Source organism: Ferrimonas sp., from assembly GCF_048263965.1.
Taxonomy (GTDB): domain Bacteria; phylum Pseudomonadota; class Gammaproteobacteria; order Enterobacterales; family Shewanellaceae; genus Ferrimonas.
The window spans coordinates 226,457-240,250 of the sequence record NZ_JBLXDO010000001.1 but is presented as its reverse complement, the minus strand read 5'-3'; the positions used below and the strand labels follow the sequence as shown (position 1 = coordinate 240,250).

15 protein-coding genes are annotated in these 13,794 nt (G+C 58.6%); 9 read left to right on the top strand and 6 right to left on the bottom strand.

Translation table 11 applies throughout. The features are described from left to right. Positions 1–65: 65 nt before the first annotated feature. Entirely contained in the window at positions 66–989 is a 924-nt protein-coding gene (locus ACN0RV_RS01120; protein WP_417344803.1) for an exopolyphosphatase, read from the bottom strand. After that, complete coding sequence (gene rhlB, locus ACN0RV_RS01115) at positions 976–2,259, bottom strand: ATP-dependent RNA helicase RhlB (RefSeq protein WP_417344802.1); 1,284 nt, start codon at positions 2,257–2,259, stop codon at positions 976–978. Before rhlB ends, ACN0RV_RS01120 begins: the two co-directional genes overlap by 14 nt. Positions 2,260–2,580: 321 nt before the next feature. Between rhlB and trxA the strand changes: the two genes are divergently transcribed. Beyond that, positions 2,581–2,907, top strand: coding sequence for a thioredoxin TrxA (gene trxA, locus ACN0RV_RS01110; protein WP_417344801.1), 327 nt, complete (start codon positions 2,581–2,583; stop codon positions 2,905–2,907). A 223-nt stretch (positions 2,908–3,130) separates the two neighbouring features. Then, positions 3,131–4,396: a transcription termination factor Rho gene (rho, locus tag ACN0RV_RS01105; protein WP_286340707.1), complete on the top strand. Its 1,266-nt coding sequence runs from the start codon at positions 3,131–3,133 to the stop codon at positions 4,394–4,396. 50 nt (positions 4,397–4,446) lie between these two features. On the opposite strand, the gene ACN0RV_RS01100 is transcribed toward rho, so the two are convergent. Next, on the bottom strand, positions 4,447–5,400 hold the full coding sequence (locus tag ACN0RV_RS01100) for a LysR family transcriptional regulator (protein WP_417344799.1): 954 nt from the start codon (positions 5,398–5,400) through the stop codon (positions 4,447–4,449). A 451-nt stretch (positions 5,401–5,851) separates the two neighbouring features. Between ACN0RV_RS01100 and ACN0RV_RS01095 the strand changes: the two genes are divergently transcribed. From ACN0RV_RS01095 to ACN0RV_RS01075, 5 genes are read left to right on the top strand one after another with little or no spacing between them, the layout of a single operon-like run. Then, positions 5,852–6,031, top strand: coding sequence for a hypothetical protein (locus ACN0RV_RS01095; RefSeq protein ID WP_286340709.1), 180 nt, complete (start codon positions 5,852–5,854; stop codon positions 6,029–6,031). A gap of 46 nt (positions 6,032–6,077) precedes the next feature. Beyond that, complete coding sequence (locus tag ACN0RV_RS01090; protein ID WP_417344797.1) at positions 6,078–6,545, top strand: nitrite reductase; 468 nt, start codon at positions 6,078–6,080, stop codon at positions 6,543–6,545. Next, a complete protein-coding gene (locus ACN0RV_RS01085) occupies positions 6,542–7,207 on the top strand; it encodes a 4Fe-4S dicluster domain-containing protein (RefSeq protein WP_417344795.1) in 666 nt (221 codons plus the stop codon). The genes ACN0RV_RS01090 and ACN0RV_RS01085 overlap by 4 nt, the downstream gene beginning before the upstream one ends. Then, on the top strand, positions 7,207–8,166 hold the full coding sequence (gene nrfD, locus ACN0RV_RS01080) for a cytochrome c nitrite reductase subunit NrfD (RefSeq protein WP_417344793.1): 960 nt from the start codon (positions 7,207–7,209) through the stop codon (positions 8,164–8,166). Before ACN0RV_RS01085 ends, nrfD begins: the two co-directional genes overlap by 1 nt. Positions 8,167–8,192: 26 nt before the next feature. Beyond that, positions 8,193–8,483, top strand: coding sequence for a cytochrome c3 family protein (locus tag ACN0RV_RS01075; RefSeq protein WP_417344791.1), 291 nt, complete (start codon positions 8,193–8,195; stop codon positions 8,481–8,483). Between the two features lie 582 nt (positions 8,484–9,065). Here ACN0RV_RS01075 and ACN0RV_RS01070 read toward each other — a convergent pair. Then, positions 9,066–9,524 (bottom strand): NfeD family protein, encoded by a 459-nt coding sequence (locus ACN0RV_RS01070; RefSeq protein WP_417344789.1) that lies wholly within the window; start codon positions 9,522–9,524, stop codon positions 9,066–9,068. Further along, on the bottom strand, positions 9,521–10,453 hold the full coding sequence (locus ACN0RV_RS01065) for an SPFH domain-containing protein (RefSeq protein ID WP_417344788.1): 933 nt from the start codon (positions 10,451–10,453) through the stop codon (positions 9,521–9,523). Before ACN0RV_RS01065 ends, ACN0RV_RS01070 begins: the two co-directional genes overlap by 4 nt. Before the next feature lie 124 nt (positions 10,454–10,577). Between ACN0RV_RS01065 and ubiD the strand changes: the two genes are divergently transcribed. Both ubiD and fre read left to right on the top strand, forming a co-directional pair. Continuing rightward, positions 10,578–12,044, top strand: coding sequence for a 4-hydroxy-3-polyprenylbenzoate decarboxylase (gene ubiD / locus ACN0RV_RS01060; protein WP_417344786.1), 1,467 nt, complete (start codon positions 10,578–10,580; stop codon positions 12,042–12,044). A 101-nt stretch (positions 12,045–12,145) separates the two neighbouring features. After that, entirely contained in the window at positions 12,146–12,841 is a 696-nt protein-coding gene (fre, locus tag ACN0RV_RS01055) for an NAD(P)H-flavin reductase (protein WP_417344784.1), read from the top strand. 67 nt (positions 12,842–12,908) lie between these two features. Here the strand turns inward: fre and ubiA are convergent, their stop codons facing one another. After that, entirely contained in the window at positions 12,909–13,781 is an 873-nt protein-coding gene (gene ubiA / locus ACN0RV_RS01050) for a 4-hydroxybenzoate octaprenyltransferase (RefSeq protein WP_417345378.1), read from the bottom strand. Between the last annotated feature and the right edge of the window lie 13 nt (positions 13,782–13,794).

Below are 13,794 nucleotides of genomic sequence, written 5' to 3'. Positions count from 1 at the left end.
AGTACAGGATACCCGAGGCCAAAAGCCCGGCTTTAGCACCAAAATGCATTGCATATAAGTAAAAGTTAATAAAAAGCCAGGGCACTCTGCAGTTGGTGCAACACCCCTTCACGAAGGGCGCCGCCCGCCAGGCTCAAGGCATCAATTTCCAGAAGCTCGAACAGAGCCAGTAAGATGGCCACACCGGCAGCAAAGGGAATACGCCGCTCCTCATCCAACTGCGCCAGCAACGCCTCGCTGTCCTGACACAGGCTCTGACGCACCTGACGCAGATACCCCAGTGTCAGGGCGTCCATGGTGCGCCCCTGGGCTTCGGCCAGCTCAAACAGGGCCCGAACCGTACCGGAAACACCCAGACAGTGTTGCCAACGCTGCGCCTGCAGCCGGGACAGCTGTTCCGCCAACCTGGCCTGCACCGCAGCATTGGCCGCTTCGAAGGCGGCTTCGTTGATCTCGCCGGAGAAATACCCCTGGGTGTAGAGGACGCAGCCCAGGTCAAAGGAGTGCTTGTAGTGGATCTGCGCTTCATTCCCCACCACCAGCTCGGTGCTGGCACCGCCGATGTCGATCACCAGGGCTTCCCCCTGAATCGGGGTAGAGGCACGCATGCCGGCATAGATGAGTTCCGCTTCCTCTTCGCCGGAGATCACCTGGATGGCATGGCCCAGCAGGGGCTTGGCCTGGTCGCAGAACGCGGCACCGTTGGCGGCGCAGCGCAAGGCGGCGGTGGCCAGGACGGCCACCTGGGCAGGCTGAGCCTGAGCCAGGATCTCGCCGAACCAGGCAAGGCAATCCAGACCACGAGCCTGTGCCTCGGCAGAGAGGCCGCGCTCATCCATCCCTTCGGCCAGACGAACCTTGCGCTTATGCTTGGCGACAATACGGGGGAGAGAACCCGGCACGGGCTCGGCCAGGAGCAGGTTGAAACTGTTGGACCCTAGAGTAACGGCGGCCAAAAGGCCGCCGTTGCTGGTACTAACGCTTGTCATGTCGACGCTGACCGGAGGAGCGGTCACGTCCGCCGGGGCGCTTGCCGCCGGTGTTGGTGCGGCGATGGCGCTGAATCCGCTGAGGGCGCTTGAGATCGCTCAGCAGAGCGTCAGGATCATAGCCGGTCACCGGAACGGAGTGGCCGATGTAGGCCTCGATGTCCGGCAGGTTGAGGGCGTACTCTTCACAGGCGAAGCTGATGGAGGAACCTTCGGCACCGGCACGACCTGTACGACCGATGCGGTGCACATAGTCTTCGCAGTCATCGGGCAGGTCGTAGTTGAAGACGTGCGTCACGTCGGAGATGTGCAGGCCACGGGCCGCCACATCGGTAGCCACCAGGAAATCCAGCTGGCCGCCCTTGAACTGCTCTAGGATGCGCAGGCGCTTCTTCTGGGGCACGTCGCCGGTCAGCAGGCCAACACGGTGACCATCGGCCTCCATCCAGCCGTGAATGTCTTCACAGCGGTGCTTGGTGTTGGCAAACACGATCGCCTTATCGGGCCACTCCTCCTCGATGAGGGTCAGCAGCAGCGGCATCTTTTCCCTGTTGGAGGGGTAAAACAGCTCCTCCTTGATGCGCTTGGCGGTCTTCTGCTCAGGCTCCACCTCGACGTGCACAGGATCGTTCATGTGCTCATAGGCCAGCTCCTTCACCTTGAAGGAGAGGGTGGCGGAGAACAGCATATTACGACGCTCTGCAGCAGGCGGCATGCGGCGGAAGATGTAGCGGATATCACGGATAAAGCCGAGATCGAACATCCGGTCCGCCTCATCCAGCACCATCACCTGAATGGCGTTGAGGTTGTAGACGCCCTGCTTGAGGTAGTCGATCAACCGGCCGGTGGTGCCGATAAGGATATCGGTGCCCGCCTGCAGCTGGTTGCGCTGGGCGTCGTAGCCTTCGCCGCCGTAGACCAGGCCCATCTTGAGGCCGGTACTCTTGGCCAGGGGCTCCGCATCCTTGTGGATCTGGATGGCCAGTTCCCGGGTTGGAGCCATCACGATGGCGCGTGGACTCTTGCCGTCGTGCTGTTCGGGCGCAGGGCGAGTCATCAGTTCATGGAAGGCCGCCGTCAAAAAGGCCAGAGTCTTTCCGGTTCCGGTTTGAGCTTGACCGGCAATGTCCTTGCCGCCCAGCACGATAGGAAGGGAGAGGGCCTGAATCGGCGTACAGTGGGTAAACCCGGTCTCCACCAGAGCGTCAGCCACCTCTTTGGCGAGTGGCAGGTCGGTGAAACGGGTGTCAGTCAAGTGTGTTTTGCTCATGGTTGGAAAGCATACCGGATGCGCTTGCATTAGAAAACGTGATCCAGTCAAATATTACCGATTCTGTTGCCCTGTCCGAAACTCGATCCTCCGAGGTCCGGTCTGAAGAGGAAATGCCCAGAAACAGAGCCTGTCTGCGAAAGCGGCACAGGCACGCACATCTTCTGTGGCAGGGAGGAAATCCCAGCAGAAACCGACACAAACAGTGCCCCGGTGAAGATTTACGCACTTTTTTAGCCACCGGAGGCTTGAAAGCCAAGGCAAGGAGCCCAAGATCGCAACCATGGCTCCGAACCGAGCTATCACTAAACGGAGTAAACAATGAGCGATAAGATTGTACAGCTGACCGATGACAGCTTTGACGCTGACGTACTGCAGTCCAGCAAGCCTGTACTGGTAGACTTTTGGGCTGAGTGGTGTGGTCCCTGCAAGATGATCGCCCCAGTCCTGGATGAACTGGCGGAAGAGTATGGCGACCAGATCGTCATCGGTAAGGTTAACGTGGACCAGAACAACGCCACCCCGGCGAAATTCGGCATCCGCGGCATCCCCACCCTGCTGCTGTTCAAGAACGGCGAGCTGGCCGGCACCAAGGTTGGTGCGGCTTCCAAGACCCAGTTGAAAGAGTTCATCGACTCTCATCTGTAATGGGATCCAGCCCAGGCTTCGGCCTGGGTTTGCCCTCCCCCTCTCACAAAGCCGTAAAATCCCTTAGGGACACTGGACGCCTTTTTCCTTTAGTGCTAGTTTATTAGCCAACACTTGCCTGCCTGATTCGGCTCCAGCCCTCGGGCACTCCCTTAAAATTTCAAATAATTTGTAATGAAAGCGTGGGCATCAGCCACACGCAAACAACCACAAAGACCCTCCCATGAATTTATCTGAACTTAAGCAGAAACCCATTTCCGAGCTCGTTGCCTTGGCTGAGTCTATGGGCCTGGAAAACATGGCTCGCGCCAGGAAGCAAGACATCCTGTTCGCCGTACTCAAAGCCCACGCCAAGAGCGGCGAAGACATCTTCGGCGGTGGCGTTCTGGAGATCCTCCAGGATGGTTTTGGTTTCTTGCGCAGCGCCGACGCCTCCTTCCTGGCTGGTCCGGACGACATCTATGTCTCCCCCAGCCAGATTCGCCGCTTCAACCTGCGTACCGGTGACACCATTGCCGGTAAGATTCGGCCCCCGAAAGAGGGCGAGCGTTACTTCGCTCTGCTTAAGGTCAACCAGGTCAACTACGACCGTCCGGAAAACTCCCGCAACAAGATTCTGTTCGAGAACCTGACCCCACTGCATGCCAACGATCGTCTGCGCATGGAGCGAGGCAACGGCTCTACCGAAGACATCACTGCCCGGGTTCTGGATCTGGCCAGCCCCATTGGTAAGGGCCAGCGTGGTCTGATTGTGGCCCCGCCCAAGGCCGGTAAGACTCTGCTGCTGCAGAACATCGCCCAGTCCATTGCCTACAACCATCCGGACTGTGAGCTGATCGTACTGCTGATCGATGAGCGTCCCGAAGAGGTGACCGAGATGCAGCGCCTGGTGAAGGGTGAGGTTGTGGCCTCCACCTTCGACGAGCCGGCCTCCCGTCACGTTCAGGTGGCCGAAATGGTGATCGAGAAGGCCAAGCGCCTGGTGGAACACAAGAAGGACGTGGTGATCCTGCTGGACTCCATCACCCGTCTGGCCCGCGCCTACAACACCGTTATCCCCTCCTCCGGTAAAGTACTGACCGGTGGTGTGGACGCCAACGCCCTGCACCGTCCCAAGCGATTCTTTGGCGCGGCCCGTAACGTGGAAGAGGGTGGCAGCCTGACCATCATCGCCACCGCCCTGATCGACACCGGCTCCAAGATGGACGAAGTGATCTACGAGGAGTTCAAGGGCACAGGTAACATGGAACTGCACCTGTCTCGTAAGATCGCCGAGAAGCGCGTCTTCCCAGCCATCGACTTCAACCGCTCCGGTACCCGCCGTGAAGAGCTGCTGACCAGTCAGGATGAGCTGCAGAAGATGTGGATTCTGCGCAAGATCCTCCACCCCATGCAGGAGGTGGAAGCGATGGAGTTCCTTATCGACCGTCTGGCCATGACCAAGACCAACGATGAGTTCTTCACCGCCATGAAGCGCTCCAAGGGTTAAACTGACCCCCATGAAAAAAGGCCGCTGATGCGGCCTTTTTTGATCCCGGGTCAGTCCCTCGACTGAGCGGCATCCCGAACGAACTCTCGTACCGATTCCACCAGCCAGGCAGGTGCCTGATGGCCCGGACGCTGCAGCATGTGGAACCCAGGCATCTGCTCGCCGAAATTATGCTTTACCACCACCCGGCGCAGCTCTTCCGGCAATCGTTGCACCCGAATGCCGTACACGGAGCGCAGGAAACCCACCGCCTGACTGCCACACACCACAGACAGGTTCTCTGAGTCCGCCACCATCTCCACCAGCTCCGCCAGGCTGTTTACCCGAGCCTCCACCAGCAACTCCTGCCCCATGGCCCTGGCGGTACGCTGAAGCAAGCCTTCTTCCGTGTTCACCTCGGTCATCTCGGTCACCACCTGAGGGTAGCTCATCAGCGCCTCCAGGGTCAGCGGCGCTTCCTGCCAGATGTCGTGCCCGGCACAGCCCACCAGGTAACTGGCCTGATTCTCCGCCACCAGTTCACTGCCCATTTTGGGGTAACCGTGGGCGGAGCAGAATACGCCGATGTCCACCTGGTTTCGCTCCATGTCCTCAAGAACACCGGCGCCCCAGGTGCGGGTCACCAGATCGATGCTGGCCTGATGTTCATGACAGCTGTAATTCAGGTGCTGGGTTAACCCGGCGCGCAGGGGAGCCGGCACGCTGAGCACCACCTTGAGCTTCTCCTGCTCTACAGGGTGCAACTGTCTGGACAAGGCTTTGGCATGCTTCAGCAACTGTTCCATCTCGGGAAAGATGCGGGTCGCCACGGGCGTGGCTTCGAAACCGTACTGACGGCGAATGAAGAGTGGATCACCCAAGCTCTGGCGAAGGGAGGCCAGGGCACGACTGACTTTGGAGGGCGGCACCTGCAGGTGCTTGGCCACCGCCTGGGAGTTCAACGTGCCATAGAGTCGGACAAATACCAGAATATTAAACAGGGTTAACTCACAAAGCTTATCCATTCCATATTCTTCAGACATTGTTAGACCCTCGCAAAAAAGCTTGAATTTAAAATAGCATTAATTAGCTACAGTGCGCCACATAATTAAACTTTTAAATTGACAGTTTTATAATCCTGTTATCCGTTTTCTGAAACCGGCTCTTTCATTTAGTGCATTTGACTCCCTGGAAAACCTATAAAAAGCCGGTTTTACGTAGAATTACGATTATCATAATGGCCTATTGCATTTATTCACATATAGAAAGCCAGTAAACCGAAAGACAACTATGTAATTATCCGATTTTCGCAGAATACTTTTCCCATAAATGGAAATATTTCCCAGATCAAAAAACGAGTCGGTTTTATTTATTTGCACGATTTAAATTGATCGCAATCAAGTAATTTCTATTATTTAAATGGAGATAATAATAACCAAGAAAGGGAAACGCCCTTTTTAAATCCAGGAGGATATTATGAGCTTCGGTACTTTCTTAACTGTCGTTATACCTTATCTGTTCCTGTTCTTCGTTCTGTTCGTTGCCCTGCCCTATATCGCCTCTGCGATTGTTGTCGGCATGTATGAATATCTGACCCAAGGACGGAAGCGGGAGGTGAAAAGCACTGCACCCCGCCACATCAATCACCAACACTGAACACCCTGGGCGCCCGCAAGGGCTCCCGCTCTCCCCGGAGGAAATTATGAGAGATCGATGCCTGATTTCGATCCTGGTCAGCTGCGCCCTGATGCTTGGGGTGCAGCCCCTGGCCCAGGCTGCAAAGGACCCATCCGCTCAATGCCTGCGCTGCCATAAGCGCAACGGCACCATGGAGGGAGTCCACGCCTCCATCGGCAGCAAGGGGCTGGCCTGCACCAGCTGCCATGGCGACAAGGGACAGCATCCCAAGAACAAAACCCCAGTGATCACCTTTGGACCGGACAGCGTCACCGATGTTGCGGTACAGAATCAGCGATGCGCCCGCTGTCACAAGCCGGGCAAGCTGAGGGCCGGTGACTGGACCCATGATGTGCATCAGAAGGTGCTGAGCTGTGCGGCCTGCCACCAGCTGCATCCAGGCCAGGATCCCATTCGGGGCATCGGCGAAACCCAGCGCACCCAGCTGTGTGTGGACTGCCACGGCGCCCGCAAGGCTAAGGAGTCACTATGAGCCTGACCAGACGAGACTTTCTGGGCTGTTCTGCCCTGTGCGCTGCCGCAGCGGCAGTGGGCATCAGCGAAGCCGGAGAAACCTCTGTCCAGGGGAAGAACCTGGCACTGATTCACGATGAAACCAAGTGCATCGGTTGCCGCGCCTGTGAACAGGCCTGCCGTGAGGTCAATCAGGTCCCCGAGGGCGTCAGCCGCCTCAAGCTGAATATTGATGGCCCCTACCACGAGGAAGATCAGCCCTACTACGCCTTCACCCGTGAAAGCTGCCAGCACTGCCAGGATGCCCCCTGCATCAGCGTCTGCCCAACCGGCGCCGCTTTCCGGGACGAAGCCACCGGCATAGTGGACGTGGATCCCTTCAAGTGCGTAGGGTGCCAATACTGCCTGGCCGCCTGCCCTTACCGGGTTCGCTTTATCAACCCGGTGACCAAGGCCGCCGACAAATGCGACTTCTGCCGCAAGACCAACCTGGCTCAGGGCAAGCTGCCCGCCTGCGTGGAAGCCTGCCCCACCGGCGCACTGATCTTCGGTGACCTCAACGATCGCAACAGCGAGCTGGTGTCGGTACTGCGTAATGCCCGAACCGTGCGCGACAAGTTGGACCTGGGCACCAACCCCAAACTGTTCCGCATCCCCAGTCAGAAGCCGGGAGTCCTATGATGAGCAACTTAGACAGCGTACTGCACTTTGACACCCTGGTGTGGCACTGGCCCATCGCCATCTACCTGTTCCTGGCGGGGGTCTCTGCCGGTGCCACCCTGGTGGGCATTCTCACCAAGCGCAAGCTGGAAAACAAAGGCCTGCCCGCACACCACAGCGGCATTGTTCAGGGCGCCGCCGCCGTTGGTCCTCTGGCGATCATGGTGGGCCTGATGCTGCTGGTACTCGACCTGACCAAGCCGCTGGAATTCTGGAAGATCATGGTGTTCTACAACCCCACGTCGGTGATGAGTCTCGGGGTGATTGCCGCCTCCCTCTACATCGGCGTGCTGCTGGTATGGCTGCTGATCGCCTTTGCAGGCCCGCTGCAGAAACTGGATGTGGCACTCCCAAGCTTCGTTAAGTTGGTGAACTGGCTCTGCCGACATGCTCGCCCCATAGAGAACAGCCTGGCGCTGTTGGCGATCATCCTCGGCGCCTACACCGGATTCCTGCTGTCCGCCCTCAAGGGCTACCCCATGCTGAACAATCCGATATTGCCCATCCTGTTCCTGGTATCCGGGGTCTCCTCCGGTATCGGTGCGTCCATCCTGATGAGCCTGGCACTGTTCAAGCACAAGCCGACCGACGAAGACATCCACTATGTGCATCACCTGGAAACCCCGGTGGTGATTACCGAAGCCTTCCTGCTGTTCGCCTTCTTTGTAGGGCTGGCCTTTGCCGGAGGCCAGAGCCTGGTCGCCGCCAAGGTCGCCCTGGGCGGGGGCTTCTGGTCTGCCATCTTCTGGGGACTGGTGGTGGTTGGCGGCATGCTGGTACCCGCCGCCCTCAATCGCTGGCTTCCAGAGCGGATCAAACAGAGCAACGCCATGGTGGTCACCAGTTGCCTGCTGACCCTGGTCGGGGTGTTTGCCCTGCGCCATTTCGTACTCTACGCAGGCCAGATGACTGTGGCCTGACACAACAACCTGTAAGGGAAATGATGATGAAACCTAGACTCGTGCTGTTGGCTGCCTGCCTGGCCTGGCCCCTGGCGGCCCAACCCCTGGCGGATATGCACAGCGACATGTCAGGCTGCGAAAGTTGCCACGCCGACGGCGTCCCCAGCAGCGACCTGGCCCATGAGAACGAGGCCTGTACCCAGTGCCATGGCACCCTGGAGGAGCTCGAAGGAGAGACTCACCAGGCCCACCAGGGAAACCTGGAGTGCGCTGACTGCCACCAGGTCCATGAGGATACGGCTGCCAGCGCAAGCTGCGACAACTGCCACCAGTAGTAACACCGGGGCTGGGGCCCCGATGGACCCCCAGATGAGCCAGGAAGGCTCTGTCTTTCGAGACTCTCATCTTTTTTGGCCACCCTTAAGGGTGGCCCTTTTTTTGGGCGCTGTGCTACCAAGCCAAGTTAAAAGACGAATAGTGCAAAGCCAAATTAACAATCAAATAAAAAACCGTTAAAAAATAACCAACTCCAAATTTGATGAAATTCTGAATATCACATTGGAGCCTTCCAAAAATTAAAACTTTGAAATAATAATTGAGTCAGTGTGTCGTTTTACTCGGCGGCCAACTTTAAACAAATCTAATATAATATCCGCCACACCAAGCAGCTGGAGAATTATCTCCACCTCTAAAACGGCCCTCCTTTGTCGGCAACTGCCGACGACTCGACCAGACCGAACCCTTGAGAAGTACCAGACCGAATCCTTGAGAAATACCAGGCCAAACCCTAGGAGAACCAGGCCAATGACGACGCGAGGAAAAAATTAGAGTCAATGCTCCCCATCGATGTGCCGGCCAATAAAAAGGGGAGCGATTGACGCTCCCCTGGACAATTATGACCTTGCGGTGTACCCCGTTCAGTCGACGGCAGAGACCACCAGCTTGGTTCCCTCTACTCGCACTACCTGTACCCGGGCACCGGGCTCCAGAGTATCACCATCCTCGGTGCAGGCCAGCCAACTGCTGTCACCCAGCTTTACCCGCCCCTCCTGGGCAGTTACCTGAGCCATCACCACACATTGGCTGCCCACCAGTGCTTTAGCCCGCTGATTCAGGCCGCTTCGCTCCCGGCCCAGCTTGTCACGGCGGCGCTGATACAGGTACCAGGCCAGGGTAAAGAGCACCGACAGAGTGGCAAACAGCACCCACTGGTTCTCTGCGCGGATGTCACTGAGGCGTGCCACCACACTGGTGGCCATGGCCGCTCCACCGATCCACAGCAGGTAACCACCGGAACCGAGCAGCTCCATGGTCAACAGCACCAACCCCAGGATCAGCCAGTAGGTGGCGTTCATGGAGAGGAAGAGATCAATCACGACTGCTTCCTCACGGTTTCAATCAGTTCAGTAATGCCGGCAACGGAGCCTGCCAGGTTGCTCCCCTCCATGGGAAGCAGCACCAGCTTGCTGGAGTCGGCGGTACCTATGTTGGACAGGGCCTCGGTGTACTTCTGGGCGATAAAGTAGTTGATGGCATTCAGATCGCCCTGGGCAATGGCGTTGGACACCGTGGTGGTGGCGTTGGCTTCCGCCTCCGCCTGACGCTCCCGGGCTTCCGCTTCCAGGAAGGCCGCCTGACGCTCACCCTCGGCCCGCAATACCGCCGCCTGTTTCTCACCGTCCGCCTTAAGGATGGCAGACTGCTTCACCCCTTCCGCTTCCAGGATCTCCGCCCGCTTGGAACGATCCGCCTTCAACTGGGCATTCATTGCTTCGATCAGTTCCCGCGGCGGTGCAATGTCCTTAATCTCGATTCGGGTCACCTTCACGCCCCAGGGCTGGGTAGCCGCATCCACCACCGCCAGCAGACGATCGTTGATCTCGTCTCGTCGGGAGAGCATCTCATCCAGCTCCATGGAACCGAGAACGGTCCTCAGGTTGGTCATCGCCAGGTTCTGGATGGCATTCTCCAGATGGTTCACCTCATAGGAGGCCCGGGCCGCATCCACCACCTGGATGAAGGTCACCCCATCCACAGTGACGTTGGCGTTGTCTTTACTGATCACCACCTGACTGGGGATATCCAGCACCCGCTCCATCATGTTGACCTTGTCACCGATCTGGTCGACGAAGGGCACAATCACATGCAGCCCAGGCTTCAGGGAGGTGGTGTAACGACCGAAACGCTCTACGTTCCACTCATACCCCTGAGGCACAATCTTAACCGCGGTAAACACCCCTACCAGGGCAAAAACCACAAAGATGATGCTGGGTCCCAGCAGTTCGATTAGAAGACCTAAGTCCATCTCTCTTCCTTATCTCAATGGGTTGTAGGCGGCGACAGCCGGCCCCGGGACCAGTATACTGTCGTGCAATGATGTCATGACCACTTTCGGGAATGATTGCAGTCAGTAATGTAGAGACTATCGCATGAAATTCAGGGATATACGAGATTTCATCAACCACCTCGAACAGGAGGGGGAGCTCAAGCGGGTGACAGAACAGGTGGATCCCCACCTGGAGATGACCGAGATCAGCGACCGGGTGCTGCGCAGTGGTGGCCCTGCCCTGCTGTTTGAAAACGTCAAAGATAAACAGATGCCGGTGCTGGCCAACCTGTTTGGCACCCCCAAGCGGGTGGCCATGGCTCTGGGCCGGGAAGACAGCAGCGCCCTGCGGGAAGTCGGCGAGCTGCTGGCGTTCCTCAAGGAGCCCGAGGTGCCCTCCGGCTTCAAGGACGCCATCTCCAAGGTGCCGATGTTCAAACAGGCACTGAACATGCCGCCCAAGCGGGTCTCCAAGGCCCCCTGCCAACAGGTGGTGATCAGCGGCGACGACGTGGATCTGACCCAGTTACCGATCCAGCACTGCTGGCCCGGCGACGTGGCTCCCCTGGTCACCTGGGGCCTGACCATCACCAAGGGCCCCAACCAGAAGCGTCAGAACCTGGGGATCTATCGCCAGCAACTGCTGGGCAGGAACAAGCTGATCATGCGCTGGCTGGCCCACCGCGGCGGCGCCCTGGACTACAAGGATTTCCAGGAGAAACACCCGGGTGAACGCTATCCGGTGTCCGTGGCCCTGGGTTCGGACCCTGTGACCATCCTGGGGGCGGTGACCCCGGTGCCCGACGCCATGAGTGAGTACGCCTTTGCCGGCCTGCTCCGCGGCGAGCGCACCGAGGTGATCAAATCCATCAGCAACGACCTGGATGTGCCCGCCCACAGCGAGATCATCCTCGAAGGCTACCTGGAGCCGGGTGAAGAGGCGGATGAAGGCCCCTATGGTGATCACACAGGTTACTACAACGAGGTGGAGCGCTTCCCGGTGTTCACCGTCACCCACATCACCATGCGCAAAGACGCCATCTACCACAGCACCTACACAGGCCGTCCGCCGGATGAGCCCGCCATGCTGGGTGTGGCGCTGAACGAGGTGTTTGTCCCCATCCTCAAGAAGCAGTACCCGGAGATCGAGGATTTCTACCTGCCTCCGGAAGGGTGCAGCTACCGGATGGCGGTGATCACCATCAAGAAGCAGTATCCAGGCCACGCCAAGCGGGTGATGATGGGGGCCTGGAGCTTCCTGCGCCAGTTCATGTACACCAAGTTCATCATCATCTGCGACGACGACGTCAATGCCCGGGACTGGAACGACGTCATCTGGGCCCTGACCACCCGAGTCGACCCCACCCGGGATACCCTGATGGTGGACAACACCCCTATCGACTACCTGGATTTTGCCTCACCAGTGGCAGGCCTGGGCTCCAAGATGGGCATCGACGCCACCAACAAGTGGCCGGGAGAGACCGACCGCGAATGGGGCGAACCCATCGTCATGGATGATGAGGTCAAGCGCCGGGTGGATGAGCGCTGGGCGGATCTCGGTATCGATTAGCCTCATCGAAAATATCCTACTGCCGCCCTGGGGCATTACTGGCCCCGGGGTTGGCGTTCGCGCTACAATGCGCCGCAAACCGGAATAAGAATGAGAACTCAATGCAAAGGATAAGCTGTAACATCGCCTCGGTGACGCCCCTGTGCGACACCGTTTTCAAGGTCATTCTCACCCCCGAACACCCTGTCCAGTTCAAGGCCGGTCAGTACCTGACCGTGGTCATGGGCGAAGAGGACAAGCGTCCCTTCTCCATCGCCTCCAGCCCGGTGGACGGCAATCAGTTGGAGCTGCACATTGGCGCCTCGGTGGCGGAAAGCTACGCCATGCAGGTGATCGATCGTCTGCAGCAGAGCGACTGCATCGACGTGGAGCTGCCCTTTGGCGACGCTTACCTGCGCCAGCAGAGCGATCGCCCCCGGCTGCTGGTGGCCGGCGGTACCGGTTTCTCCTACATCAACGCCATCATGGACACCCTGATCGCCAATGGCGACACCACCACCACCTTCCTCTACTGGGGATGCCGTGACAGGGAAGCGATGTACCTGGCGGAGAAAGCCAATGCCTGGGCACAGCAACTGCCCCACCTCACCTTCGTGCCGGTGTTTGACCAAGCCGAAGAGGGCGCACGTCAGGGCACGGTGATCGACGCCATCTGCAGTGACTTTGTCGGGCTGGGCGAGTACGACATCTACATTGCCGGCCGTTTCGAGATGGCCGGGGCCGCCCGTGAGGCGTTCCGGGAGCACGGGGTCGATGAGGCCCACCTCTATGGCGATGCCTACGCCTTTATGAAATAGGCCACAGCCAGAACCAAAAAAACACCGCCAGATGGCGGTGTTTTTTTTATCTGTTCGGAACTCAGTGTCAGCTAATGGCGTAACTGGCCACCACGCCGGTAAACAGCGCCAGGCCCGCCCAGTTGTTGTTGAGAAACGCCTTGAAACACTGGGCCCGGTCCCGGTGGCGGATCAACCAGTGCTGGTAGAGGAAGAGGGACGCCATGGCGGCCATGCCGGCAAAGTAGGGCCAAGCCAGTCCCAGACGAACACCCAGGCTGACCAGCAGGCCCAGGCAGGCCAACTGCAGCAGGGCAATGATGCCCTTGTCCCGGTTGCCAAACCAGATGGCGGTGGAGCGAATCCCCACCTTAAGGTCATCCTCCTTATCCACCATGCCATACATGGTGTCGTAGGCCACGGTCCAGCACCAGTGGGCCAGAAACATGATCCAGGCTTCCGCGGGCACGGCGTTGGTCTGGGCGGCAAAGGCCATGGGGATGGACCAGCTCCATACCACCCCCAGCACCATCTGAGGCCCAGGGAAGAAGCGCTTGGTGAAGGGGTAGATCACCGTCAGGGCGATCCCCACAAAACTCATCATGATGGTAAGGGTGTTGAGGGTCAGCACCAGAGAGAAGCAAATAAGCCCCAGCACCACAAACAGTGCCAGCGCCTCCCAGGCCTGCAGTTCACCACTGGCCAGGGGACGCCCCTTGGTACGCTCAACATGACTGTCCAGATCCCGGTCGGCGTAATCGTTGATGATGCAACCATTGGCCCGGGTCAGCCAGACACCGATGAAAAACACCAGCAGGACCCGGGTTTCCGGTGCCCCATCGTGGGCCGCCAGCCAGATGGCGGACAGGGTAGGCCAAAGCAGCAGGAAGGTTCCTATAGGGCGATCCAGCCGGGCCAGCCTCATGTAGGGGCCCAGGCGATCACGCATAACAGCTAGCATCATCCGCGCACGG

Bases quoted from the DNA above. Each gene is read 5' to 3' on its own strand.
- ACN0RV_RS01120 (WP_417344803.1), bottom strand. From the start codon at position 989: ATGACAAGCGTTAGTACCAGCAACGGCGGCCTTTTGGCCGCCGTTACT.
- rhlB (WP_417344802.1), bottom strand. From the start codon at position 2,259: ATGAGCAAAACACACTTGACTGACACCCGTTTCACCGACCTGCCACTC.
- trxA (WP_417344801.1), top strand. From the start codon at position 2,581: ATGAGCGATAAGATTGTACAGCTGACCGATGACAGCTTTGACGCTGAC.
- rho (WP_286340707.1), top strand. From the start codon at position 3,131: ATGAATTTATCTGAACTTAAGCAGAAACCCATTTCCGAGCTCGTTGCC.
- ACN0RV_RS01100 (WP_417344799.1), bottom strand. From the start codon at position 5,400: ATGGATAAGCTTTGTGAGTTAACCCTGTTTAATATTCTGGTATTTGTC.
- ACN0RV_RS01095 (WP_286340709.1), top strand. From the start codon at position 5,852: ATGAGCTTCGGTACTTTCTTAACTGTCGTTATACCTTATCTGTTCCTG.
- ACN0RV_RS01090 (WP_417344797.1), top strand. From the start codon at position 6,078: ATGAGAGATCGATGCCTGATTTCGATCCTGGTCAGCTGCGCCCTGATG.
- ACN0RV_RS01085 (WP_417344795.1), top strand. From the start codon at position 6,542: ATGAGCCTGACCAGACGAGACTTTCTGGGCTGTTCTGCCCTGTGCGCT.
- nrfD (WP_417344793.1), top strand. From the start codon at position 7,207: ATGAGCAACTTAGACAGCGTACTGCACTTTGACACCCTGGTGTGGCAC.
- ACN0RV_RS01075 (WP_417344791.1), top strand. From the start codon at position 8,193: ATGAAACCTAGACTCGTGCTGTTGGCTGCCTGCCTGGCCTGGCCCCTG.
- ACN0RV_RS01065 (WP_417344788.1), bottom strand. From the start codon at position 10,453: ATGGACTTAGGTCTTCTAATCGAACTGCTGGGACCCAGCATCATCTTT.
- ubiD (WP_417344786.1), top strand. From the start codon at position 10,578: ATGAAATTCAGGGATATACGAGATTTCATCAACCACCTCGAACAGGAG.
- fre (WP_417344784.1), top strand. From the start codon at position 12,146: ATGCAAAGGATAAGCTGTAACATCGCCTCGGTGACGCCCCTGTGCGAC.
- ubiA (WP_417345378.1), bottom strand. From the start codon at position 13,781: ATGCTAGCTGTTATGCGTGATCGCCTGGGCCCCTACATGAGGCTGGCC.